Raw genomic sequence first — 23,830 nt, forward strand, 5'->3', positions numbered from 1 at the left:
GTTGACTTAGCCGCGGATATCCATCAGCGCATTGAAAATGGTGCTGGCGGTTTGCAATACCTGCGCATTCGCCATGTAAAACTGCTGATACTTGGTCAGGTTGGCGTACTCTTCATCGAGGTTGACACCCGAAACTGATTGCTGACGATCGGTTAACTGAGTCACTACGCTCTCTTGGGTCGTGCTTGCCGTCTCCAGTGAGCTGGTTTTGTTACCCACGGTGCTGACGATCGTGGCATAGGCTTGTGCCAGGGTGGCATTGCCATTTACCAGTTTTGAGTTCTGCAGGTCGAGCATTTTCTGCGCGTTGGTGTTATCACTTTCACCGCTGGTCGCAGAGGATGCGGCGGCGATCTGTGATTCATCCGTTATCGCGACTGACATTCCACCGATGACGTCCTGCACCGGCTTCACCAGGAAACTGTCTTTGGCTTGCGCGTCACCAGTGACCGTCAGGTTAAGACCATCAAAACTTAACGTGGTGTTGCCGTCAGTGTCTGTGCCCGGCGTGGCGTTAACTTTGACGTTGTCTGACATACGCGTGACCGACCAATTAGTACCGTCATAACTCACGGTATAATTTGAAGCTTTCAGCGCACTGCTGTCCGACCATGCTGCGGTGACCTCTGCGGTGCCGGTGTTTTTGGTATTGCTCACCACCGTTGGGCTGCCGATGGTAAAGAAGTTTGTGCCCTGATCGCCGTTGCTGTCGTAACCGGCGGTTTGAACCGCGTTAAAGCTGGTGGTGAAAGCGGCCGCCAGCTGGCCCAATTGATTTTGTGCAGTGTCGAGATCCTGAGTTCGGAAAGCCAGTAACCCGCCTAATGAACCGGTGGTCAGGGTTTTTTCTGGAATCTCGACATTGCCCGCAGACTTATCAACATAACCTACAGTGGTGCGCGATGGATCGCTGCTGGATGGCATTGCGACCAGTTGCGTGGTGTTTTTACCGTTGACCAACGTGGTACTACCCATAGAAACGATGTAGCTGCCATCCTGCTGAGAGACGGTGACGCCGACCACGTTATTGAGGTTATTCACCAGTTGATCACGTTGGTCCAACAGGTCATTAGGCGCCGAACCATCTGATGTGGTGAGTTTGGCAATTTGCGCGTTGAGATCGGCAATCTGACCGGTGTAAGTGTTGATCTGATCAACACTGGATGAAATATCCGTGTTGACGCTGCTTTGCATGTTGGTCAGATATTGCGACGTGGTCTGGAACTGATTCACCAACCCTTGCGCATAGCTCAGCATCGATTGACGCGCTGAAGGATCGTTAGCATTACTGACCACGTTAGACACGTTGGTAAAGAAGCTTTGAATGGATGTCGACAGGCTGGTGGTCGAAGTTGAAAGCAGATCGTCGATATTAGAGATCTGAGAATATTGGGTGTTCACCGCACTGTAGTTGGCGCTGGAACCGCGCAACTGGGCGGTAATGAACTCATCATATTCACGCTGCACGCCAGTGACGTTCACGCCATTGCCGTAATAACTGTTGCCCGATAACGTGCTGTTTGCCTGATTTAACAGGATAGTCTGACGTGAGTAGCCCGCTACCGTGTAGTTACTGATGTTATTACTGGTGGTGCTTAATGCGGCCTGTGCGGCGCTCAGCCCACTCATCGCTGAGTTAATTATGCTGGACATCTCGGTTCCTTAATTTCCCGTTAACCGGGCTGGCAGTCATCAGTGCGATTGTGCGGGCCAGAACGCCCGCAACTTATGTTGGTTATCGGCGTGCTTAAGTGAAACTTGAGGCAAAAAATCAGAACAAATCGGTGATATCCTGGCTGTATGCCTTTACCACTTTTTCGCCCATGTTTTTGAATTGTTGGATCATTCCCACCAGCTTTTGCGCATACTTCGGATCGGTAGCGTAACCTGCCTCTTGCAGGGCGCGTGCACCCTGCTCCGGCGTAGCGGCGTTGGCCACCGCGGCATAACGTGGGTTATTGGAGAGCAGTTTGACGTAGTCACTCAGCGCCTCCATATAGGAGCCGTAGACGCGGAAGGTGGCCCGGACTTTGTGTGCCACGCCGCCCTCATACTCGGTGGTCATGATATCGGTGGTGGCGCCTTTCCAGTCGCCACCGGCTTTGATGCCAAACACGTTGTAGCTTGGCTTGCCATCACGCGTCAGAATCTGACGTTGCCCCCAACCCGACTCCAGCGCGGCCTGCGCCAGAATCAAGTGATGAGGAATGCCACTCTGCTGGCTGGCGACCTGCGCCGGTTGTGCCAGCTGCGAGATAAAATCGCTGCTGTCCGCAGGCAAGCTGGAAGGTGAAACCGGCAAGCGCGGTACCGCCTTGCGCACCATCTGCTCTAACTGGCTCGAAGGCAGGTTGCTATAGATGAAGCTGTTATCCAGCTTCATCGGTACTGTCCCTGCGGTTTCATCCGGTTCCTGCGCTGGCTGCATCTGCTTGACGATGAGGTCCGCCATACCCAAACCACGTTTTCCAATTTCCTGTGCAATCTGCTGATCGTACATCGAGGTATACATACGTGTGGAATCACTGCTGAAGATGCCATCTTTCGGCAAGGCTTCACGCATGCTCTTCAACATCATTTGTACGAACATCCCCTCAACCTGTTTCGCCACCTGCAGCGCCTTTCCTTTTGGATCGGTGGCAGCTTCACGTTTCAGATCATTGAGTGAGCGGCTGTCAAACGCCGCATTCATCATCGATTGCGTATCAGTCATCAGATGATTTCCAGTTTGGCGCGCAGACAGCCTGCACTTTCCATCGATTGCAGAATCGACATCAGCTCAATCGGTGTCGCACCCAAGGCATTCAGCGCACGCACCACGTTGTTGAGGTTGGCGCTGGAATTTACGCGCTGCAGTGCCCCGCCACTCTGACGCACATCGATCTGCGTATTGTTGGTGGTTACGGTCTGTCCACCGGCGAACGGCGTGTTCGGCTGGCTGACGTTCTGCTGCTGGTTCACGGTGACGGACAGGTTACCCTGCGCAACGGCACAGGTGTTCAGCGTCACTTCGCGGTTCATCACGACAGATCCGGTACGTGAGTTGATGATCACCTTGGCATCTTCCAGCGGCACAGAAACGTCAATGTTCTGGATTTCAGAGAGCAAACGAACCTGCGAGCTGTTGTTTGGCGATACGCGAATCTGCACCGTGCGCGCATCCAGAGGTTGTGCTGACCCCATGCCACGGCTGTTAATGGCATCGGCGATGCGCTGCGCCATGGTGAAATCTTCATTATTCAGCTGCAGGTTAATGGTGTTTTGGCTGCCAAAGTTGCTCTGCAACTCACGTTCAACCGTCGCCCCGCCGGTGATACGCCCACCGTTCAACTGGTTGACCTGCACACTGCTGCCACCTGCTGATGCGCCCGCACCACCGACCAGGATGTTACCTTGTGCTAAGGCGTAAACCTGATTATCGACACCTTTCATCGGCGTCATCAACAGCGTACCGCCGCGTAAGCTTTTGGCGTTACCCAGTGAAGAGACCACCACATCGATGTTTTGTCCCTGCCGCGCAAAAGAAGGCAGTTTGGCGGTCACCATTACCGCAGCCACGTTTTTCAGCTGCATATTGGTGCCGGTGGGTACGGTGATACCTAACTGCGACAGCATGTTGCTGACAGTTTGTGTGGTGAATGGGGTTTGCGTGGTCTGGTCACCGGTTCCGTCCAGACCAACCACTAAGCCGTAACCGATCAGCTGGTTATCGCGCACGCCCTGCACGGAAGTCAGATCGCGGATGCGGTCAGCATGAGCAACCAGGCTGATGCCAAGCAGTAAGCTCAGGCCCAGACGCAGCAGAGTGTTTATTTTCATCATTACCTCGATTACATCGGCGAGACGTTCAGGAAGAAACGCTGGAACCAGCCCATGGTCTGCGCCTCATTGATATAGCCATTTCCGACGTACTCAATACGTGCATCGGCCACCTGCGTTGACAACACGGCGTTGCTGGCGCTGATGGTGCGTGGGTTAACCACACCAGAGAAGCGAATAAATTCGGTGCCCTGGTTGATTTCGATCTGTTTTTCACCGACGACGCGCAGGTTGCCGTTCGACAACACCTGATTAACCGTGACGGTGATAGTGCCGGTAAAGGTGTTATTGGCGGTTGCGCCACCTTTGCCAGCGAAGTCATTTTTGCCGGTTGCATCGACGCCCACTTTCTCGCCGCTGGCACCGACCAGTCCATTCAGCCCCGTCGGCACGCCGGTCACGCCAAAGCTGTTGCTGCCATCGCGGCTGGCATTGGCGGAAGAACTTTTGCTTGCGCTGACATTTTCTTGCAGCGTGATGGTTAGGGTATCGCCAATGTTGCGAGGACGACGATCCTCAAACAGTGGCTGGTAGCCGTAGTTCAGCGGCGCCACGCCCTGGAAAATAGAACCGTTGACCACCGGCGGTGCAGATGGCGTCGGTTCCGCCGTGGTCGCGCCTTGTACCAGTGGCGTGCGCGGTACCAACGCACAACCGTTAAGTGTCAGTAGCAGCGTGGCTACTAACCAATGCCCAGGCTTGAGAATCACTTGCTTCGCCACGGAGTTCTGACCTTATTCATGTTCTTAATCGGGCCAGCCAGGCTGGCCCAAAGACACCAGATTAGATCTGGGTTAATTTCTGCAGCATCTGATCAGAGGTCGTGATCGCTTTGCTGTTGATTTCATATGCGCGCTGTGTCTGGATCATCGTCACCAACTCTTCCGCCACGTTGACGTTCGAGGTTTCGACATAACCCTGATAGAGCAAGCCCGCGCCGTTCTGGCCTGGCGTGCTCTGCGTGGCCGCACCAGATGCCTGAGTTTCCTGGTAAAGGTTTTCCCCCAGGCTATCCAGACCGGCATCGTTCATAAAGGTGCTCAGTGTCAGCTGACCCACCTGTGCCGGGTTCGTCTGCCCCTGCTGCGTCACGCTCACCACACCGTCACGCGAGATGGTGATGCTGGTGGCGTTTGCAGGAATGGTAATCCCTGGCTGCACCGGATAACCGGCGTTGGTCACCAACTGGCCATTCTGATCGACCTGGAATGAACCATCACGGGTGTAAGAAGAGGTGCCATCCGGCATCTGCACTTCGAAATAACCCTGACCGTTGATCGCCACATCTTTCGAGTTGCTGGTCTGCGACAGGTTGCCCTGGGTATGCAGGCGTTCGGTGGTCACGGGACGCACACCGGTACCAATCTGCAAACCCGATGGCAGCGTTGTTTGTTCAGAGGACTGAGTACCCGGCTGACGCAGCGTTTGGTACATCAGATCTTCAAACACCGCACGCGAACGTTTAAAGCCGTTGGTCGACACGTTGGCGAGGTTGTTCGAGATGACGTCCATATTGGTTTGCTGGGCATCAAGACCGGTTTTCGCGATCCACAAAGAACGAATCATGCTGTTTTCCTTACGCCTTAGCTGCTCATGTTGAGCAGTTGATTGGCTTTCTGTTCGTTTTCATCGACGTTAGTGATGACTTTCATCTGCATCTCAAAACGTCGGGCGTTGGCGATCATATCGACCATGGTTTCCACCGGCTTGACGTTGCTGCCCTCCAGCACGCCCGGCATCACGGCAACAGTGGCGTCATTGGCCAGTGCTGCACCGCGCGTGGCTTGCGTGGCTTGGGTCGGACGGAACATGCCGTCGTCGCCACGCTGCAGCTCTTTCCCCGTGGCGCGCACCAACTTCAGCTTGCCAATTTGTACCGTGGCATTCGGCGCATCACCCGCATTACGCGAAGTGATGGTACCGTCAGCCGCGATAGTCAGTTCGGAGCCCTGTGGAATGGCGATTGGACCGCCATCGCCCATCACGGGATTGCCTTGAATGGTCAGAATACCGGTCGAGCTGATCTGCATATTGCCGTTGCGGGTATAGGCTTCAGAACCGTCAGCGGTTCGCACCGCCAGCCAGCCATCTTGCTGAACCGCCACGTCCAGCGGACGCCCGGTGTTGTCCATCGCGCCGGGCGTCATGTCCGCGCCCGGCGTGGAGGCCGCCACCAGGGTACGCGTTGGCAGCGACCAGCCGTTGACCGGCACCGCGCGCAACGCGTTGAGCTGGGCACGAAAACCCGGCGTTGAGGCGTTGGCGAGGTTGCTGGCTGTCACCGACTGTTGTTCCATCGTCTGACTGGCCGCGCCCATCGCGGTATATATTGCGTGATCCATAGTGCAATCCCGTTAGCGTATTAACGTAAGTTGATCAGTGTGTTGAGGATCTGATCCTGCGTTTTGATGGTCTGGCTGTTCGCCTGATAGTTACGCTGCGCAACAATCATGTTGACCAGTTCTTTACTCAGATCAACGTTGGAAGCTTCCAGTGCGCCTGAAGTCAATGAACCGTATGTGCCGGTGTTCGCCAGACCAATCGCTGCCTGACCTGAAGAGTTGGTCGCCGACCAGACGTTATCGCCCTCTGACTGCAAGCCTTCTGGGTTAGAGAAGCTGGCCAGCACGATTTGACCCAGTAACTGCGTTTTCTGGTTGGAGTAGGTACCGGTGATGGTGCCGTCATCGTTGATGGCATAGCTGGTCAAATCGCCTGGTGCATAACCATCCTGAGTCGGGTTACCGAATGAGGTGGTGCCGGTGTTCTGCTGCGCACTGCCCAACAGGCTCAGGCTGATCACCTGGTTAGCAGCCGCGCCGTTGGCGGCAGTCGCTGTTGCTGATGGGTTCAGCGTCAGTGAAACGGTGCTGGCGGTGCTGGCACCGCTGCTGTCTGTCACACTGGTCAACTGGCCGTTGGTGCTGAACTGCATATTGAAGCTGCCCAGGTCATCGCCAGTGGTAGAGTCAAGCGCATGTACGGTCCAGCTGTTGCTCGCAGAGTCTTTGACGTAGTACAAATCCAGCGAGTGGTCGTTACCCTGTGAGTCATACACAGTTACAGTACTTTTCGCGTTATAGCTATCCACGTCAGACGCACTGAAGGTGGTTACGGTTGGCACGGTATCAGTCGAGTTCAGGTTTGAGACCAGGCCTGCCGTGGTGGTGGCGCGCGCGGCCATCTGCGTGGTCGGGACGCTCAATGCCACTGGGTTAGCACCGGTTTGAATGGTTGGCGGCGTACCGGTTGCCGGGTAGCCTGTCACGCTCATACCTTGGGTGTTTACCAGATTACGGTTTTCGTCCAAAGTGAACTGGCCATTACGTGAGTAATACACGCTGCCCGCTGCATCGGTCATACGGAAGAAACCGTTGCCGCTCAGTGCCACATCCAGACCACGGCTGGTTGAGGTGGTGGTACCGTCGTTGAAGTTCTGGATTACCGCAGCCACTTTAGTACCCATACCGATGTCAGAACCCGCGAACATATCGGCAAAGGAGATGGTGCTGGATTTGAAACCTGCAGTGGCGGAGTTGGCGATGTTGTTACCGATGACATCCAGGTTACTGGAGGCCGCATTCATACCACTTACAGCTTGAGAAAAAGACATAACGTGTCTCCTGCTTAAATTGAGTTAGAGAATCTGACGAACTTCATCAAGAGTGGCGGAGCCCATGGTGCCGAGATCCAGTTTTGCGGTGTCATCGACCGTACTCACGCCATTGACGTAGGCATAGTTGAGCGGCTGGGCCACCAGTTGTGTGCTGCCGTTACTGGCGGCGATCGAAACAGAATATTTGCCGTCGGCCACGGTTGCGCCATTGGCATCAGTGCCATCCCACGAGAAGGCATGCACACCTGACGTCAGTGCGCCCAAATCGATGGTGCGAACCACTGTTCCGTTGGCATCTTTGATGGTGGCCGTAGTCGCAGTGGAAGCGGTGGTCAGTTCCACACCGAATGGTGTGGTGGTGCCGCTTCCAACCAAAATCTGGCTGCCATCGATCATCACGCCATGACCAATCAGCGTGGTGCTTTGCAAGGACTGGCTGGTGGTCAACTGACCGGAAATGGAGCCCAGGGTGGTATTCAACTTCTCAATACCACTCAGGGTATTGATCTGTGCCAGCTGGGTGGTGAGCTGGCTGTTATCCATCGGATTGGTTGGGTCCTGGTTCTGCAACTGCGTTACCAGCATGGTCAGGAACTGGTTCTGCAGGTCCTGTGCACTGTTGCCGGTATCGGTAGAACTGGAAGAACTGAGGACCGTTGGGTCAAGATTGGCGTTAACGCCTACTGCTACACTCATGATCGTGCTCCGTTATTGACCCATGGTCAGGGTTTTCATCATCATTGACTTCACCGTGTTCAGCACTTCGACGTTGGCCTGATAGCTGCGCGACGCTGACATGGTGTTAACGGTTTCTGAGACAACATCCACGTTTGGCATCTTGACGTAGCCCTTCTCATCCGCCATCGGATTGCCCGGGTCATACACCAATTTGGCGGGGGTTGGGTCGTTGACCACGCCAGCCACTTTGACACCGCCCGTTGCCGCACCCGGTGCCGCATCGGTCTGGAAAATCACCTGCTTCGCCACGTAAGGCTGGCCATCCGGTCCGGTGACGCTGTCGGCGTTGGCCAGGTTACTGGCGCTGACGTTAAGGCGCTGAGACTGCGCCGTCATTGCAGAACCGGCGATATCAAAGATATTCAGCAATGCCATGATTATTGCCCCTGCAGTACGTTCATCATGCCTTTGATCTGGCTACTGATGAGGGTGAGATCGGTTTGGTATTTCAGGCTGTTATCAGCAAACTGCGTACGTTCCCGATCCATATCCACGGTGTTGCCATCCGCGGCAGGTTGATCGGGTATGCGATACATCAGGTCCATTGACGGCTGAGAATTGGTCTCAGCCGCAATGTGACGAGAAGAGGTCACCTTCAGCGCCATGCTGCTGCCTTCGGCGCGACCGTTCTCCATTACCTTGCTCAGTTGGCTGGCAAAGTCGATATCCCGCGCCTGGTAGCCCGGGGTATCGGCGTTGGCAATGTTTGACGCCAGGATTTCCTGACGCTGAGCACGCAGGTTTAACGCTTCTGTACCAAATCGCAGCGCGGCATCGAGTTTGTCGAGCATGCTTCCTCCGCGAATGAGAATTTTGAGCTGACAGCTTAAGTGGACAAAAGCAAGGGTGATCGTCTGAATAGCAGCAAAAATAACGGCTATTTTTGACATTGAATTTTTCGCGCGAAGAGTAGACTCAGGCCATCTTCTCGACAGGAGGCGTTTATGCGCAGATTTTCACCCTTGCTGGCCACCCTTTTGTTGGCCATCGCGCTGCCCGGCTATTCAACGGATTTGACCGCTCAGTTAACCCAGTTTTTTAAAGCGCGCGATCCGCAGCACGCGGCGGGTATGACCGTGGTGATTCGTACGCCACAAGAACAGTGGCCGACGTGTGATACGCCGGAGCTGCAGCTCCCGGGCAACAGCCGCCAGTGGGGTAATCTCAGCATTTCAGCTAACTGTGCGCAGAATCGTCGCTTTTTGCAGGTGCAGGTGCAGGTCACGGGGCAATATCTGGTGGCCAGTCGTCAGGTGATGCGCGGTACAACGCTCGACCCAAATGACTTCCGCATGGAAACCGGTCGTCTGGATGAATTACCGCCACGCGCCCTGTTTGATCACAACAGCGTGGCCGATGCGATTGCGCTGCGCGATATCCCCCCTGGACAGGCGGTAACCGCTTCCATGTTGCGTCAGCCATGGCGTGTTAAAGCGGGTCAAAATGTGATGGTAGTGGCGAGTGGAAACGGGTTTAATGCCAGCAGCGAAGGACGTGCGCTGAACAACGCCAGTGCAGCTCAAATGGTGCGTGTACGCATGGGAAATGGGCAGGTGGTCAGTGGTCGCGTCGACGCGGATGGGAATATTCTGATATCGCTATAAAGCGTTAAAGAACCCTGCTGTTCTGCCGATAGAGATATCAACAAAGACATTACCCTATGCTGACTCAGTTGGCTGACCCCCAACTGACCTTACAGGAGCAAGACCATGAGCATCGAAAGAACGCAACCATTAAACCCGGTGAGCACTGTACAGTCTCGCGACACCAACGACAACAGCGGCAAAGTGCGTCAAACCGCCACGTCTGCCACCACAACCACCACCAGCGAAAGCGGTGCGGAAGTGAAGTTGAGTGCCGCTCAGGCGCAGCTGATGCAGCCTGGCAGTAAAGACATCAACACCGCACGTGTTGAACAACTGAAAACCGCCATTCGTAATGGTGAACTGAAAATGGATACCGGTAAGATCGCCGATGCGCTGATCGCCGATACCAAGGCGTATTTAGAGGGTAACTGATCCCAATGGACAATCTGCTGACCACCTTAGAAAAAATGCAGGACGTGCTGGCTTCACTCACCGTAGTGATGGATGAAGAGCAACAGCAACTTTCTGCCGGCCAGGTTAATGGCAACCTGTTACAGCGCATATCAGAAGACAAAAGCGCGCTGCTGACTACGTTGAATTATCTGGACGAAATGCGCCGTAATACCGAAAAATCGCTCGGTACTCAGGCGCCATATGGTGGTCACAGCGATCGTGAACGCCGCTGGCAGAGCATTCAGCAGCATACCCGTCGTTTGCGTGATACCAATACGCACAATGGGATTCTGCTGCAGCATCAAATCCGCTATACCCATGATGCGCTGGCCGTGCTTAAACCGCACCAGACGCAGGCGTTTTACGGCCCAGATGGATTAGGCAAGGGTCAGGCGACTTTGAGTCGCAAAGGGTAAAAAGAAAAATCCCGCCGAGGCGGGATTTTTTTTATGCCAACGTGCGGCGGGCAAAATCTTTGGGTCGGAAGCCGAGCAAGCCCAGCATCACAAAGTAGGCGCCGCCACCGATGGCGCACACCGCCGCCAGACGCAGCAAACGCCACCACATCTGCCCCTCTTCCCACGCCGGCATCACGTACAGAATGCCGAGCAGTGCAGCGGCCATCACCACCACCGCAATAAACAACCGCACAAGGAAGCTGAGCCAGCCAGGCTGCGGCTGGAAGATATCTTGCTTACGTAATTGCCAGTAAAGCAGCGCGGCATTAAGACAGGCCGCCAGACCAATCGATAATGACAGCCCAGCATGCTTAAGCGGGCCAATAAAGGCCAGGTTCATCAGCTGTGTCATGATTAGCGTGACGATAGCAATTTTAACCGGCGTTTTGATGTCCTGACGGGAATAGAAACCGGGTGCCAGCACCTTCACCACAATCAGCCCCATCAAGCCCACCGAATACGCGACCAGCGCGCGTTGCGTCATGGCGGCATCAAACGCCGTGAACTTACCGTACTGGAACAAGGCCACTGTCAACGGCCCGGAAAGAATGCCCAATGCCACCGCGCTAGGCAGCGCCAGCAGGAAGCACAAACGCAAACCCCAATCCATTAAACGCGAATATTCGTCATGATTACCGCTAGCAAAACTCTTCGCCAGTGACGGCAACAAAATGGTGCCTAATGCCACACCCAGTACGCCGGAAGGGAATTCCATCAGTCGGTCCGCATAGTACATCCAGGATACCGAACCGGAGACGAGGAAGGAGGCAAAAATGGTGTTGATGATCAACGAAATCTGACTCACCGACACACCAAGAATGGCTGGCCCCATCTGACGCATCACACGCCATACGCCCGCATCACGCAGATTAACGCGAGGCAGCACCAGCATGCCAATTTTCTTCAGATGCGGCAGCTGGTAGAAGAGCTGCAGAACGCCCCCCACCACCACGGCCCATGCCAGTGCCATCACCGGCGGATGGAAGTGTGGCGCGGCAAACACGGCAAAACCAATCATGCTGATGTTCAGCAGCGTAGGAGCAAACGCGGGCACCGAAAAGCGATTCCAGGTGTTCAGAATAGCCCCCGCCAGGGACGCGAGGGAGATCAGCAGAATATAAGGAAAGGTCACGCGTAACAGCGAACTGGTCAGGGCAAATTTATCCGCTGTATCGGCAAATCCTGGCGCCGTCACGATAATCACCCAAGGTGCGGCAATCATGCCCAGCACCGTCACCACCGCCAACACCAGCGTCAGCAAACCCGAGACATAGGCGACAAACACGCGCGTGGCGTCTTCACCCTGTTTACTTTTGTACTCAGCGAGAATGGGCACGAACGCCTGTGAAAATGCGCCTTCGGCAAAAATACGGCGCAATAGATTCGGCAGCTTGAAGGCAACGAAGAAGGCATCGGTGGCCATCCCGGCACCGAAAACCCGGGCCACAATGGCATCACGGGCAAAACCCAGCACGCGGGAAAACAGCGTCATCGAACTGACCGCAGCCAGCGATTTCAACAAATTCATAATGTGTGGCGCATCCTGAAAAGTTTCGGATAAATGAGCAACTTAGCGCGGACATCCTGTGATGTCCGGCGATAGTCTACTGCCACAGCGGGAAATGACCAGCATTGAGTGTTACAAGGGGTTATTCCTGTTCAGCATCTCGCCACAGTTTTTCTATCCAACGCTGCGCTGCCAGCGCCTGTTCGCCACTGGTTTCAGGCATCGTCTGATTTTCTACGCACTGGATAAAATGGTGTGCCGCACCGCTGAAGCCACGCTGCGTAAGATGACTTTGCCATGCTGGCGGCGCACTGCGATATAAACCGCTGCTACTCTCTTGCTGCCAGTCACGCATTTCGTTGATTTCGATATAGTCGCCGTCACAGATAGCACTGACCACTTCACGCTGTGTGCCGGCACGCCGATGCATGCTGGTGGTGATTTGCAGCGCACCTGCCGAGAAGTGATGCTCCGCGAACAGCATCGCACCCTCGTCATTAGTCTCAATGTGGCCTTGCTCGCGCGTCAGTTTGCCTCCTGCCAGCCACAGTGCGGTATCAACCACATGCAGATAATCATCCAGCAGGGTAAAACGCAGATCATGAGGGCCGACGCTATCCGCACGATGTTTCTCAATGCGCAAAGAGGCTGCACGCGGCATTTCACTTTTCAACTGCTGATAACGTGGCGCAAAACGGCGATTGAACCCCACCATCAATTTACGTTTACGCTTCTCCGCCAACGCCACCAGGTTTTCAGCTTGCTGCAAGGTTTCGGCTAAGGGTTTATCGACACAGACATCTTTACCCGCCAGCAGCAGTGCTTGCACCACCTCAAAATGGCTGGCGGTACTGCTGTGCACAAATACCGCGTCACTGGCCGCGGCCAGTGCATCGAGCCGGCTAAAATAAGGCATACGATAGCTGTCGCAGATCGGCTGCGCTTTCGCCTGATTGGGCGAAAAAGCCCCGGCTAACTGCCAGCCGGTCGCCTGAGACAACACCGGCAACCAGGCTTTCTGCGCGATGCCGCCTAATCCCACCATGCCAATACGCAGCGTCATCTTAATGCTCCTGTTGCAGCAATTGTTCCAGCTGCGCCACGCGGGCTTCTAACTGTGCAACCCGTGTAGCAAGATCGTCGTGGTTAACTGCACTGACGTTTTCTGATGCCTCTTCCAGCACATCACCAGCGAAAAGGTGCGTGTAGCGGCTTTCGCGTTTGCCCGGCTCACGTGCAAGGCGCACCACCATCGGGCCATCGTCCCGCGTAATTAAGCCGTTGAGCGTCTGTTCCACTTCGTTCATGTCGCTAAACTCATGCAGGCGTCCACTGCGGGTACGCAGTTCGCCTGGCGTCTGAGCACCGCGCAAAAACAGCAAGGTCAATACCGCCACTTCAGCACTGCTGAGTTGCAGGTTGCCAAACGCCGAGTTGCAAAAGCGCTGCTCATATTTACTCACGCGCTGACCAAAACCGCTATTGGAGGTCACCAGATGCTTCTTCACCAGCTCATCAAGTTGTGACTGCACCTCCATTTCGCTGAGGTTCATCACCGGTTCGCGGTTGGATTTTTGATTGCAGGCGGTGACCACGCCATTGAGGGAGAGTGGGTACTGTTCGGGCGTAGTGACCTGCTTTTCCAGCAGGCAGCCAATAACGCGCAGCGCCTGAGCAGAGAGTGCCATCTTCATTTTCAAGTCCTTATTATTGTCCACGACGATCCGGGGTCCAGTCGCGCCAGGTGAGCGCCGTGAGGACATGATCCTGCCAGCGTCCATCAATCAGCAAATAGTCTTTCGCATAACCCTCTTTCTCAAAACCGAGTCGTGCCAGCAGATCGCCACTGCGCTGATTATGCGGCATATAGTTGGCCATGATGCGATGGATACGTTGCTGGCGCTGCATATAGCGAATCGCCGACTGCAGCGCTTCAAACATCATGCCCTGCCCTTGCCACTTTTCACCCAGCGAATAGCCGAGATAACAGGCGTGAAAGGAACCGCGCAGCACATTACTGAAATTCGCGACGCCGCGTATTTCATGCTCTTCCTGGTCCATCAACACAAAATAGTAGGCAGACCCCTGTTTATGCATATCAGCGATCAATCCTAAACGCGCCTGCCAGCCGGAGGGATAGCAGTGGCTTTCATCACGCACCGGCTCCCAGGGTTTGAGAAAAACGCGATTTTCGGCGTAATAATCCGCCAGTCGCCAGGCATCGCGTTCGTGCACTAAACGAACCACTAAACGGTCGGTCGTGAGGCGCACGCGTGGGCCAGCAGAACGATAGCCAAACATCATGACTCCTGAAATCCATAACTTTAAGAAAGATGTACGCCAGCGGCGATACTTCTCACTATAACCGCCACCTTGGCTGCGGTAAAACCCTTGCCACGGGGCAAAGTGATTCTTCCCGATCCAGGATTAATATTCCTGCTCATGCGATTAAAAAATATCATCCTGATAACCCTGTTTTTCCCCTGTTGGCAGGTGGAAAATAGACCAACTGGTCTCTTTCTCTTCTCTCTTGCTCAGGATAAAGCATGTCTCGGGTAGCGCGGGCACGACGCCTCGGTAAAACATTTTTGTTAGTGGATAACATGCTGGTGGTGTTAGGGTTTTTCGTGGTATTCCCCCTGATTTCCATTCACTTTGTTGAGCAACTCGGCTGGGCGGCATTAATGGTCGGCATCGCGCTGGGTCTGCGTCAATTTGTGCAGCAAGGATTGGGCATTTTTGGCGGTGCTATTGCTGACCGCTTTGGTGCGCGTCCTTTGATTGTGACAGGCATGTTGATGCGCGCCGCCGGGTTTGCCTGCATGGCGCTGGCACACCAACCCTGGCTGCTGTGGCTGGCCTGCCTGCTCTCGGGGCTGGGAGGCACCTTGTTTGATCCCCCCCGCAGTGCCATGGTGGTTAAGCTGGTGCGTGCTCGCGAGCGCGGACGTTTTTTCTCCCTTCTGATGATGCAAGACAGTGCCGGTGCGGTATTGGGCGCGCTGGTCGGCAGTTGGCTGCTGGCGTGGGATTTCCGTCTGGTGTGCTGGGTGGGTGCAGCGGTGTTTGTCGCGGCGGCCATATTTAATGCCGTATGGTTACCGGCATGGCGCATTTCGACCGAACGGATTGCCATGCGCGAAGGCATGCTGCGGGTCTGGCAAGATAAGCGTTTTCGCCTCTATGTGCTGACGCTGACCGGCTATTACATCCTGGCGGTGCAAGTGATGCTGATGCTGCCCGTGATGGTCAACCAGGTGGCTGGCGCGCCGGCTGCGGTGAAATGGATGTATGCCATCGAAGCCATGTTGTCATTGAGCCTGCTCTATCCGCTGGCACGCTGGAGCGAAAAACGTTTTCGTTTAGAAACGCGTCTGATGGCCGGTTTGTTCCTGATGACCTTCAGCCTGCTGCCAGTAGGCATGACCGATTCATTGCCCTCTCTGTTTATGCTCATTGGCGTGTTTTATCTCGGTTCCATTATTGCCGAACCGGCGCGAGAAACGCTTAGCGCTTCGCTGGCCAGTTCACGCGCTCGCGGGAGTTACATGGGCTTTAGCCGCTTAGGGCTCGCCATTGGAGGGTTGATTGGCTACTCCGGTGGCGGCTGGATGTTTGATGTTGGGCAGCAGATGGCACTGCCTGAACTGCCATGGATGTTATTGAGCAGCGTTGGCATGGTCACGCTTTTGGCCTTGTGGTGGCAGTTCCAGCCACGCCCGGTGGCACCGGCCATCTTCAGCAGCTAGTTTGCCCCTGTTGATAATCTCTTCCATACTTCCCGCACGTCCGGAAAAAGGGTGACGCTTGTCACCCTTATCATCACAGGAGAAGCGGGATGAAACTCTACATCTACGATCACTGCCCTTTCTGCGTCAAAGCGCGCATGATTTTTGGTTTAAAAAATCTGCCGGTCGAGCTGATCGTCATGCTCAATGACGACGAGCAGATGCCAAAGAAACTGATTGGTCAGAAGATGGCCCCGATACTGCAAAAGGCCGATGGCAGTGCGATGCCGGAAAGCATGGATATTGTGCGACTGGTGGATAAGCAAGACCGCGAGCCGCTGCTTAACGGCAAAAATAACCCGGCTATCAGTGACTGGCTGCGCCGTGTCAACGGCTACATTAATAAACTGCTGATTCCCCGTATTGCTGACGCCGCCTTTGCCGAGTTTGCCACGCCTGAAGCGCGCAACTATTTCCGTGATAAAAAGCAAGCCAGCCTCGGTGACTTTGGCGAACTGCGCAAACACGCGCCGGGACTGATTAAAAATATCAGTGATGATTTGCGCCAGCTCGATAAGTTGATCGTCAAACCCAATGCGGTGAATGGCGAACTGTCTGAAGACGACATCAATCTGTTCCCGCTGCTGCGCTCCCTAACGCTGGTTGCCGGTATCGACTGGCCGAGCCGCGTCGCCGATTATCGTGACAACATGGCGAAGCAAACGCAGATTAACCTGCTCTCTTCTATCGCTGCATAATCTGTGCTTTACGAGAAACGCATCGGCGTTTCTCGTCCCTCTCCTGGTGACTCCTGGCCCGCTTTCAGGCAGGCTATGCCGGGTTTGCCATATCATTCAGGAAGAGGAACGATGAAAAAGGCGATGTACGGGCTACTGGCCCTGTTTTTAGCCGTGCTATTGAGCGGCTGTAACCAATTGACGCAATACACCATCAGCGAACAAGAAGTGAATCAGGCGCTGCAAAAGCGCAATAACTTCGAGAAAGACGTCGGCGTTTCTGGGCTGGTGAATGCGCATATTGTCCTAAGCGATCTGAATAGCCAGATTGGCCGCGAAGAACCGGGCAAGATCACCCTTTCCGGTAAAGCCAACATCAATGTCAGCTCACTGTTTGGCCCACAGCAAGCAGAAATGCAGCTGAAGATGAAGGCACAGCCGGTGTTCAATGCGCAGGAAGGGGCAATTTACCTGCATGACATGGAGATCGTCGATGCCCAGGTGCAGCCGGAAAAAATGGCCTCAATAATGAAGACCCTGACGCCCTACCTGAATGAGTCGCTGAAGCGCTATTTCAATGAAAAACCGGCCTATGTGCTGAGTGAAGATCGCAGTAAAGGTGAAGCTTTTGCGAAGAAATTTGCCAAAGGCATTGAGGTAAAACCCGGACAACTGGTGATTCCGTTTACGGATTAACCGGCAAAACCGCACCTTCTGGTGCGGTTTTTCATGGCGGCAACAAAATCCCGTGCAAACGGTTGCTCACACCCTTATGATTACTCCCCGGCCTAAACGTGCCCTTTCGTTTTTTTTCTTAGCCGGAGCCTTTTGAATGACAGCCCAACCTCAGCAAATCACCATTCGCCGCCCTGACGACTGGCACATCCATCTGCGCGATGGCGCGATGCTCAATGCAGTACTGCCTTATACCAGTGCGGTGAACGGTCGTGCGATTGTCATGCCAAACCTGGTTCCGCCAGTCACCAGCGTTGAAGCCGCTGTTGCTTATCGCGAACGCATTCTTGCCGCGCTGCCAGCAGAACACGCTTTCACGCCGCTGATGACCTGCTACCTCACGGATTCATTAGATCCGGATGAAATTGAACGCGGCTTCCGCAACGGCACGTTCACCGCCGCTAAGCTTTATCCCGCTCATGCCACCACGAACTCCAGCCATGGCGTCACCAATATTGATTCCATTGCCAAGGTGTTAGAGCGTATGCAGCAGCTCGGTATGCCGATGCTGGTTCATGGTGAAGTCACGGATTCCCATATCGATATTTTTGACCGCGAAGCACGCTTTATTGAAACCGTGCTGGAGCCGCTGCGTCAGCGCTTCCCGGCATTAAAAGTCGTCATGGAACACATTACGACCAAAGAAGCTGCGGAGTACCTCGCGGCAGGTAACGAATTGCTTGGTGCCACCATCACGCCTCAACACCTGATGTTCAACCGGAACCACATGCTGGTGGGCGGCGTGCGCCCGCATCTTTATTGCCTGCCGATTCTAAAACGAAATATCCATCAGGAAGCGCTGCGTAAATTGGTCGCCAGTGGCAACCGTCGCGTGTTCCTTGGCACGGATACCGCACCACATTTGCGCCATTTGAAAGAAGCCAGCTGCGGCTGCGCGGGCGTGTTTAACGCACCGACCTCTCTGCCGGCCTACGCCACGGTGTTTGAAGATTTGAATGCGCTGGAACACTTTGAGGCGTTCTGTTCAGAGAATGGTCCCAACTTCTATGGCTTGCCACTTAACGAAGGCACCTTAACCCTGGTGCGTGAATCCTGGGTAGTGCAGGAAAGCGTTCAGGTCGCCGACGATACACTGGTCCCCTTCCTGGCCGGTGAGACCCTCAACTGGCGCATAAAAGAATAACGTTGCATCTGTTGCCTTCGGCATAATTATACTGTACAAATAAACAGTATATTATCCCGGAGGCTTTTATGCGTGTTGAAATTACCGTTGCGAAAACTCAGCCCCTTCCCGCGGGTGCACTGGATGCGCTCAGTGCAGAACTGACCCGCCGTATTTCTCGTGATTTCCCCGATGACGATCACCATGTCAAAGTCCGCTATGCCGGCGGCAACCAGCTCAGCGTATTCGGCGGCGGCAAAGACACGCGGGAGCGTATTAGCGATATTTTACAAGAAACGTGGGAAAGTGCAGACGACTGGTTTATTACTGATTAACTGCCGCAGTGCCGTTTTACCGGGTTTCGCCACCCGGTTTTTTTGTTTTTATTTCCCCCTCGCCAGATAAACTCGCTGCATCTAGACTCTGATCAAACGATCCCCTATTCTTGCCTCGTCATGCTTACAGGAGGTGTTTTACATGACTACTGAAAAACCAGAAGAGGCGATGACCTTTGGTGAGTTGCTGGCTTTAATTGCCGAACAACAGCGCCGTTTAACCGTGCTGGAAAACGCATTCGCCAGTTTAACGTTCTGTCTCGACGATCGTGCCAGTCAGCTACTGGTGCACAATCTGTCGCTCGAAGCACAAAACCAGAACCATGACGCACAGTTACAGCAGCATTTTACCCGGTTAGCGGAAGAGATTCAGAAACGCAATGGCCAGTCGCCCACAGAACCTCACGCCTGAGACCAGCACTTTCGCTCGTGTTGAGAGAACCTAAAGTTTCTGGTTAGGTTCGCCGATAATGCTGTTACTGATACGCGTTAGTTTATCGAATAAATGCCCGTCTCGCTGGGCATGCTATTATTCGACGAAAGTCGCATTCTAAACGCAATTATTTTAGTTAAGATTTAGAACACGCCACTTTTTAACTATTGTACCGCCTGTTTCATGTTATAATTGTCCCGCTAGTGCAAGAAAAGCCGCATTGAACCTCAAGAAGCACTTCGTTTAACGAGTAATATGGAGGTTATAATGGACAGAAATAAAGACGTCATTCAGACTCATCCGCTGGTAGGATGGGACATCAGTACTGTAGACAGTTATGACGCCATGATGATCCGCCTGCACTCGCTATCATCGCAGGATCAGAAAGAAGAAGAAGCTGACGTGGGACCCACCTACTGGCTGACTACCGATGTAGCCAGACAGTTCATCTCGATACTCGAAGCTGGCATTGCAAAGATAGAGTCCACAGAGCAATACCTACGCGATAATCAAAAGCACTAATTTCTTATCTTCGCGTGAAAGGGCACCCAACAGGGTGCCTTTTTCATGGGCGCTCTCTTTTGGTATGCTGTTGAAAATTTTCGCCGTTTTGCAGGAGTGATGGGGTTATGGTTTATGATCTGATTGTGGTGGGCAGCGGATCGGTCGGGGCAGCCGCCGGTTTTTATGCCACGCAGGCTGGCTTATCTGTATTAATGATTGATAGTGCCCACCCGCCACACAACCAAGGCACGCACCATGGTGAAACCCGCTTGATCCGTCATGCGTATGGTGAAGGTGAACGTTATGTCCCTTTGGTGTTACGTGCGCAAACTCTGTGGGACGAGCTGGAACAGCAGAGCGGTGAACGCATTATGCATCGCAGCGGTATTCTTAACCTCGCGCCCATCACTTCTTCGTTTATCCAGAACGTCATCGACAGCGCAAAAGCGTTTCAACTGGACGTGAAAGTGTTGCAGGCTGATGAGGTGCGCAAGCGCTGGCCGCAGGTTAGCGTACCAGACGGATACATTGGCGTATTTGAACCTCATTCCGGCTTCCTCAAATGTGAACAGGCCGTGCGCAGTTGGGTGCAATTGGCTGAGCATGCTGGCTGTGCCCAGCTGTTTAACTGTCCAGTGAGTGAAATTGGCCGCGATGGTGATCTTCAGCAGGTCACGACGCGTGACGGCGTGTTTCGCGCACGTAAGCTGCTTATCAGCGCCGGAACCTGGGTCAGCCAGTTAGTGAAAGATTTGCCAGTCACACCGGTGCGTAAAGTCTTCGCCTGGTATCAGGCTGACGGTCGTTACAGTGAGAACAACCAATTCCCTGGTTTCACCGTTGAGATGCCAGACGGTACTCATTTTTATGGCTTCCCTGCGGATAACAACGCCTTAAAAGTGGGCCGCCATGATGGCGGACAGCCAATGCAAAAACCTGAGGACCGCAAGCCTTTTGGCAGCATCGCGGCTGATGGTAATGAAGCCTTTAGTTTCCTGCGCCAGTTCCTGCCCGGTGTGGGAGTTTGTTTACATGGTGAAGCGTGCAGCTATGACAACACGCCAGATGAAGACTTCATTATTGATACACTGCCGGGCGAACCCAATCGTTTGATCATCACCGGTTTGAGTGGGCACGGTTTTAAATTTGCCAGCGTGCTGGGTGAACTGGCCAGCGAATTTGCGCAGGAAAAACCGTTCTCTTTCGACGTTTCACCGTTCTCACTGGCACGATTCGCATAAAATTCCTTGGTGCTGGCGCAGTGATGCGCCAGCCTTATTGACATAAACTGACGTTAATTGTTATTTCATGAAACTTTACCGACAGCGGTGACGCATTTGGTGTAGTAATTATGCCATTATTCATTTTTATCCCCACCGATAACACCCTGCATTCAATAATCCTGGTTAACTTTTAAATAATCACTCATTTATTCCGAAAGTCTTTGCGGAAGTTATAGAAAAGTAAGCCTGATTGCTTTCACATTTCAAAATGTGGATGCTCATTGCTACTTATTTCCATCACTGGTTCACAAACATGTGGCGTAATTCATCCCAACACTTCGGGCTCGTCTCCATTTTATTACACTGGCTCATGGCGCTGGCTATTTACGGCATGTTTGCATTGGGTTTATGGATGGTGGGTTTGGGGTATTACGATAGCTGGTACCACAACGCCCCGGAAATCCATAAAGGCATCGGCATCCTGTTGTTCGCTGCACTCCTTCTGCGCCTGTGCTGGCGTGTAATCTCCCCTCCTCCTGCGCCGCTCAAACATTACTCGCCGCAGGTTCGCCGTGCAGTCAGCGCCGCGCACTGGCTGCTGTATGGGCTGTTGCTGGTTCTCTTATTGAGCGGCTATCTCATCTCTACAGCCGATGGCAAACCCATTTCTGTTTTTGGCTGGTTCAATGTCCCCGCCCTGTTCAGTGGAGCCGGCGTCCAGGTTGACCTGGCGGGGAATGTGCATCTATGGCTGGCATGGAGTTTGGTGCTGTTTTCCGTTCTGCATGCGCTGGCCGCGTTGAAACACCATTTTATCGATCGAGATGTGACCCTAAAAAGGATGCTGGGTTACCGCATCCCCTTAACCTCTGAAAAGGAAAAGTAACATGTTAAAGAAAACGATTTTGGCGTTGAGCGCCGCCGGTGTACTGAGCACCGGTTCTATGGCTAACGCTGCGGAGTATAAGTTTGATAAAGAAGGCCAGCATGCCTTTGTACAGTTCCGCATCCAGCATCTGGGTTACAGTTGGTTGTATGGCAGCTTTAAAGACTTTGACGGTACCTTTACCTTTGACGAGGCGAATCCGGCCGCAGATAAAGTTAACGTCACCCTCAATACTGCCAGCCTTGATACTAATCATGCTGAGCGTGACAAACATATCCGCAGTGCCGACTTCCTGAATACCGCAAAATTCCCGCAGGCCACTTTTGCCTCCACCGCGGTGAAAAAAGAGGGGCAGGATTATAAGATCACCGGCAATCTCACGCTGAATGGCGTGACGAAACCGATCACACTGGATGCCAAATTAATCGGCGAAGGCAAAGATCCATGGGGCGGTTATCGTGCAGGGTTTGAAGCCAGCGGCAATATCGTCCTGAAAGAGTTTAATATCAGCAAAGATCTCGGACCCGCATCGCAAACGGCAGAACTGATCATTTCGGTGGAAGGCGTGCGTCAGTAACATATATAAACCCTAAATACTTCTAGTCCCCTCATGGGGCCTACTCTTGGTGCAGGAAGGCGGCAACTGAACGAATCCCCGGGAGCATACACCAGTATGTGACTGGGGTGAGTGAAGGCAGCCAACGCACCTGCGGCTTGAAGTATGACGGGTATATAGCCTGAAGTCAGGTGACCTCAGGCTGTTAAGCGATTACTTCTTCTCAGGTACAGGGATGGCCATGGTCATGTTCAGTAATCCGCGAGATTTATTGAACACTTTATTGCCATTTTCCCGACCAGCACGGCGTGCGCGCTGCTCTTCAGGTTCCAGTTTTGACTCTTCCATGCAGATAGGGCTGCAGCAGTTATGGTACTTCTCTGCGCAGCTTGGGCACTGAATAAACAGCAGATGGCAGCCGTCATTGACGCAGTTAGTATGGCTGTCGCAAGGCGCGCCACACTGGTGGCAGCTGGAAAGAATATCGTCGGAAATACGCTCCCCCATGCGTTCATCAAAGACAAAGTTTTTGCCTTTGAAACGCACCGGTAACCCTTGCTCACGGGCGCGACGGGTATATTCAATAATGCCGCCCTCAATGTGTGACACATCGTTGAAGCCGTTGTGTTTCATCCACGCGCTGGCTTTTTCACAGCGAATGCCGCCGGTGCAGTACATGACAATTTTTTTGTCTTTCTGGTCTTGCAGCATATCCACTGCCATCGGCAGTTGATCGCGGAACGTATCAGCCGGGACTTCAATGGCATTATCGAAATGCCCCACTTCAAATTCGTAGTGATTACGCATATCGACAAAAACCACTTCCGGGTCGTCGAGCAAGGCATTCACGTCCGCGGCTTTCAAATAGGCGCCGACATCGCTGGCATCAAAACTCGTGTCTTCTATCCCGTCCGCGACAATACGTTCGCGCACTTTAAGACGTAACACCCAGAATGATTTGCCGTCATCGTCTAACGCAATGTTCATACGCAGATTGTTGAATGCCGGATCAAACGCATAGAGCGCAGACTTCATGGCTTCATACTGACTGGCGGGCACACTGATTTGCGCGTTAATCCCTTCATGAGCAACGTACACGCGGCCAAACACCTTGAGCCTGGTCATCTCAACATAGAGGGCGTCACGGAATGCTTTTGGGTCGGCAATCTGGAAATACTTATAAAAAGAGACTGTGGTACGTGGCTCGGTTTCCACCAACATACGTTCTTTCAGCTCTTTATTGGAAACAAGGTTGTGTAACACTGGCATGGTGTTCTTCCTGTTAGCAATCAGAGAAATTTAGCGCGCACATGATACCTGAATTCCCCCCGAAGCAAAGCCCCAGGAAGGATTATCCTGATAGCCGTGATTACGGGCGCAGTTCTGCGCTGCC

28 protein-coding genes are annotated in these 23,830 nt (G+C 53.6%); 13 read left to right on the plus strand and 15 right to left on the minus strand.

What is annotated here, in order from left to right:
• Positions 1 to 6: 6 nt before the first annotated feature.
• The 10 genes from flgK to flgB all read right to left on the minus strand — a co-directional run bounded on the left by flgK (position 7) and on the right by flgB (position 8,964).
• Complete coding sequence (gene flgK, locus ACPUC8_RS04415; RefSeq protein WP_494925639.1) at positions 7 to 1,653, minus strand: flagellar hook-associated protein FlgK; 1,647 nt, start codon at positions 1,651 to 1,653, stop codon at positions 7 to 9.
• Positions 1,654 to 1,771: 118 nt separating this feature from the next.
• Positions 1,772 to 2,713, minus strand: a complete 942-nt coding sequence (gene flgJ / locus ACPUC8_RS04420) for a flagellar assembly peptidoglycan hydrolase FlgJ (protein ID WP_494925640.1) — start codon at positions 2,711 to 2,713, stop codon at positions 1,772 to 1,774.
• A complete protein-coding gene (locus ACPUC8_RS04425; RefSeq protein WP_102136034.1) occupies positions 2,713 to 3,819 on the minus strand; it encodes a flagellar basal body P-ring protein FlgI in 1,107 nt (368 codons plus the stop codon). Before ACPUC8_RS04425 ends, flgJ begins: the two co-directional genes overlap by 1 nt.
• Positions 3,820 to 3,830: 11 nt before the next feature.
• The gene (locus ACPUC8_RS04430) at positions 3,831 to 4,541 is read right to left on the minus strand and encodes a flagellar basal body L-ring protein FlgH (RefSeq protein ID WP_039333644.1); all 711 of its coding nucleotides are present in this window, start codon (positions 4,539 to 4,541) and stop codon (positions 3,831 to 3,833) included.
• A gap of 61 nt (positions 4,542 to 4,602) precedes the next feature.
• Complete coding sequence (gene flgG / locus ACPUC8_RS04435) at positions 4,603 to 5,385, minus strand: flagellar basal-body rod protein FlgG (protein WP_039333642.1); 783 nt, start codon at positions 5,383 to 5,385, stop codon at positions 4,603 to 4,605.
• A gap of 17 nt (positions 5,386 to 5,402) precedes the next feature.
• Complete coding sequence (locus ACPUC8_RS04440) at positions 5,403 to 6,161, minus strand: flagellar basal body rod protein FlgF (RefSeq protein ID WP_039333640.1); 759 nt, start codon at positions 6,159 to 6,161, stop codon at positions 5,403 to 5,405.
• 20 nt (positions 6,162 to 6,181) lie between these two features.
• Positions 6,182 to 7,432, minus strand: a complete 1,251-nt coding sequence (gene flgE, locus ACPUC8_RS04445; RefSeq protein ID WP_039333638.1) for a flagellar hook protein FlgE — start codon at positions 7,430 to 7,432, stop codon at positions 6,182 to 6,184.
• Positions 7,433 to 7,456: 24 nt separating this feature from the next.
• Entirely contained in the window at positions 7,457 to 8,131 is a 675-nt protein-coding gene (gene flgD / locus ACPUC8_RS04450; protein WP_039333636.1) for a flagellar hook assembly protein FlgD, read from the minus strand.
• 12 nt (positions 8,132 to 8,143) lie between these two features.
• The gene (gene flgC, locus ACPUC8_RS04455; RefSeq protein ID WP_034830669.1) at positions 8,144 to 8,548 is read right to left on the minus strand and encodes a flagellar basal body rod protein FlgC; all 405 of its coding nucleotides are present in this window, start codon (positions 8,546 to 8,548) and stop codon (positions 8,144 to 8,146) included.
• Between the two features lie 2 nt (positions 8,549 to 8,550).
• Positions 8,551 to 8,964 carry a flagellar basal body rod protein FlgB gene (gene flgB, locus ACPUC8_RS04460; RefSeq protein WP_039333634.1) on the minus strand — a complete coding sequence of 138 codons (414 nt, stop codon included), beginning with the start codon at positions 8,962 to 8,964 and terminating at the stop codon, positions 8,551 to 8,553.
• A gap of 153 nt (positions 8,965 to 9,117) precedes the next feature.
• On the opposite strand from flgB, the gene flgA reads away from it, so the two are divergent.
• The 3 genes from flgA to flgN all read left to right on the plus strand — a co-directional run bounded on the left by flgA (position 9,118) and on the right by flgN (position 10,628).
• Positions 9,118 to 9,777 (plus strand): flagellar basal body P-ring formation chaperone FlgA, encoded by a 660-nt coding sequence (flgA, locus tag ACPUC8_RS04465; RefSeq protein ID WP_494925641.1) that lies wholly within the window; start codon positions 9,118 to 9,120, stop codon positions 9,775 to 9,777.
• 105 nt (positions 9,778 to 9,882) lie between these two features.
• Positions 9,883 to 10,191 (plus strand): flagellar biosynthesis anti-sigma factor FlgM, encoded by a 309-nt coding sequence (flgM, locus tag ACPUC8_RS04470; protein WP_058972967.1) that lies wholly within the window; start codon positions 9,883 to 9,885, stop codon positions 10,189 to 10,191.
• 5 nt (positions 10,192 to 10,196) lie between these two features.
• Positions 10,197 to 10,628, plus strand: a complete 432-nt coding sequence (gene flgN / locus ACPUC8_RS04475) for a flagellar export chaperone FlgN (RefSeq protein WP_039333628.1) — start codon at positions 10,197 to 10,199, stop codon at positions 10,626 to 10,628.
• A gap of 31 nt (positions 10,629 to 10,659) precedes the next feature.
• Here the strand turns inward: flgN and murJ are convergent, their stop codons facing one another.
• The 4 genes from murJ to rimJ all read right to left on the minus strand — a co-directional run bounded on the left by murJ (position 10,660) and on the right by rimJ (position 14,478).
• Positions 10,660 to 12,198 (minus strand): murein biosynthesis integral membrane protein MurJ, encoded by a 1,539-nt coding sequence (gene murJ / locus ACPUC8_RS04480; protein WP_039333626.1) that lies wholly within the window; start codon positions 12,196 to 12,198, stop codon positions 10,660 to 10,662.
• 121 nt (positions 12,199 to 12,319) lie between these two features.
• Complete coding sequence (locus ACPUC8_RS04485; RefSeq protein WP_494925642.1) at positions 12,320 to 13,240, minus strand: Gfo/Idh/MocA family protein; 921 nt, start codon at positions 13,238 to 13,240, stop codon at positions 12,320 to 12,322.
• Position 13,241: 1 nt separating this feature from the next.
• Complete coding sequence (locus tag ACPUC8_RS04490; protein WP_494925643.1) at positions 13,242 to 13,871, minus strand: DUF480 domain-containing protein; 630 nt, start codon at positions 13,869 to 13,871, stop codon at positions 13,242 to 13,244.
• Positions 13,872 to 13,884: 13 nt separating this feature from the next.
• A complete protein-coding gene (gene rimJ, locus ACPUC8_RS04495; protein ID WP_039333620.1) occupies positions 13,885 to 14,478 on the minus strand; it encodes a ribosomal protein S5-alanine N-acetyltransferase in 594 nt (197 codons plus the stop codon).
• Positions 14,479 to 14,723: 245 nt separating this feature from the next.
• On the opposite strand from rimJ, the gene mdtH reads away from it, so the two are divergent.
• The 10 genes from mdtH (at position 14,724) to ACPUC8_RS04545 (ending at position 22,458) form a co-directional block, all read left to right on the plus strand.
• On the plus strand, positions 14,724 to 15,926 hold the full coding sequence (mdtH, locus tag ACPUC8_RS04500; RefSeq protein ID WP_494925644.1) for a multidrug efflux MFS transporter MdtH: 1,203 nt from the start codon (positions 14,724 to 14,726) through the stop codon (positions 15,924 to 15,926).
• A gap of 89 nt (positions 15,927 to 16,015) precedes the next feature.
• Complete coding sequence (gene grxB, locus ACPUC8_RS04505; protein ID WP_039333616.1) at positions 16,016 to 16,663, plus strand: glutaredoxin 2; 648 nt, start codon at positions 16,016 to 16,018, stop codon at positions 16,661 to 16,663.
• A gap of 111 nt (positions 16,664 to 16,774) precedes the next feature.
• Positions 16,775 to 17,338, plus strand: a complete 564-nt coding sequence (locus ACPUC8_RS04510; protein ID WP_494925645.1) for a lipoprotein — start codon at positions 16,775 to 16,777, stop codon at positions 17,336 to 17,338.
• A gap of 136 nt (positions 17,339 to 17,474) precedes the next feature.
• Positions 17,475 to 18,521, plus strand: a complete 1,047-nt coding sequence (gene pyrC / locus ACPUC8_RS04515; protein WP_494925646.1) for a dihydroorotase — start codon at positions 17,475 to 17,477, stop codon at positions 18,519 to 18,521.
• A 68-nt stretch (positions 18,522 to 18,589) separates the two neighbouring features.
• A complete protein-coding gene (gene dinI / locus ACPUC8_RS04520) occupies positions 18,590 to 18,835 on the plus strand; it encodes a DNA damage-inducible protein I (protein ID WP_494925647.1) in 246 nt (81 codons plus the stop codon).
• A gap of 142 nt (positions 18,836 to 18,977) precedes the next feature.
• A complete protein-coding gene (locus ACPUC8_RS04525) occupies positions 18,978 to 19,247 on the plus strand; it encodes a hypothetical protein (RefSeq protein ID WP_039337103.1) in 270 nt (89 codons plus the stop codon).
• A gap of 288 nt (positions 19,248 to 19,535) precedes the next feature.
• On the plus strand, positions 19,536 to 19,790 hold the full coding sequence (gene bssS / locus ACPUC8_RS04530; protein ID WP_013508627.1) for a biofilm formation regulator BssS: 255 nt from the start codon (positions 19,536 to 19,538) through the stop codon (positions 19,788 to 19,790).
• Between the two features lie 107 nt (positions 19,791 to 19,897).
• Positions 19,898 to 21,013, plus strand: a complete 1,116-nt coding sequence (gene solA / locus ACPUC8_RS04535) for an N-methyl-L-tryptophan oxidase (protein WP_494925648.1) — start codon at positions 19,898 to 19,900, stop codon at positions 21,011 to 21,013.
• A 295-nt stretch (positions 21,014 to 21,308) separates the two neighbouring features.
• Positions 21,309 to 21,881 carry a cytochrome b gene (locus tag ACPUC8_RS04540; RefSeq protein WP_494925649.1) on the plus strand — a complete coding sequence of 191 codons (573 nt, stop codon included), beginning with the start codon at positions 21,309 to 21,311 and terminating at the stop codon, positions 21,879 to 21,881.
• 1 nt (position 21,882) lies between these two features.
• A complete protein-coding gene (locus tag ACPUC8_RS04545; protein ID WP_494925650.1) occupies positions 21,883 to 22,458 on the plus strand; it encodes a YceI family protein in 576 nt (191 codons plus the stop codon).
• 192 nt (positions 22,459 to 22,650) lie between these two features.
• Here the strand turns inward: ACPUC8_RS04545 and trhO are convergent, their stop codons facing one another.
• Positions 22,651 to 23,706, minus strand: a complete 1,056-nt coding sequence (gene trhO, locus ACPUC8_RS04550; RefSeq protein WP_494925651.1) for an oxygen-dependent tRNA uridine(34) hydroxylase TrhO — start codon at positions 23,704 to 23,706, stop codon at positions 22,651 to 22,653.
• Between the last annotated feature and the right edge of the window lie 124 nt (positions 23,707 to 23,830).

The sequence above is a fragment of the Pantoea sp. CFCC18177 genome, assembly GCF_059412425.1.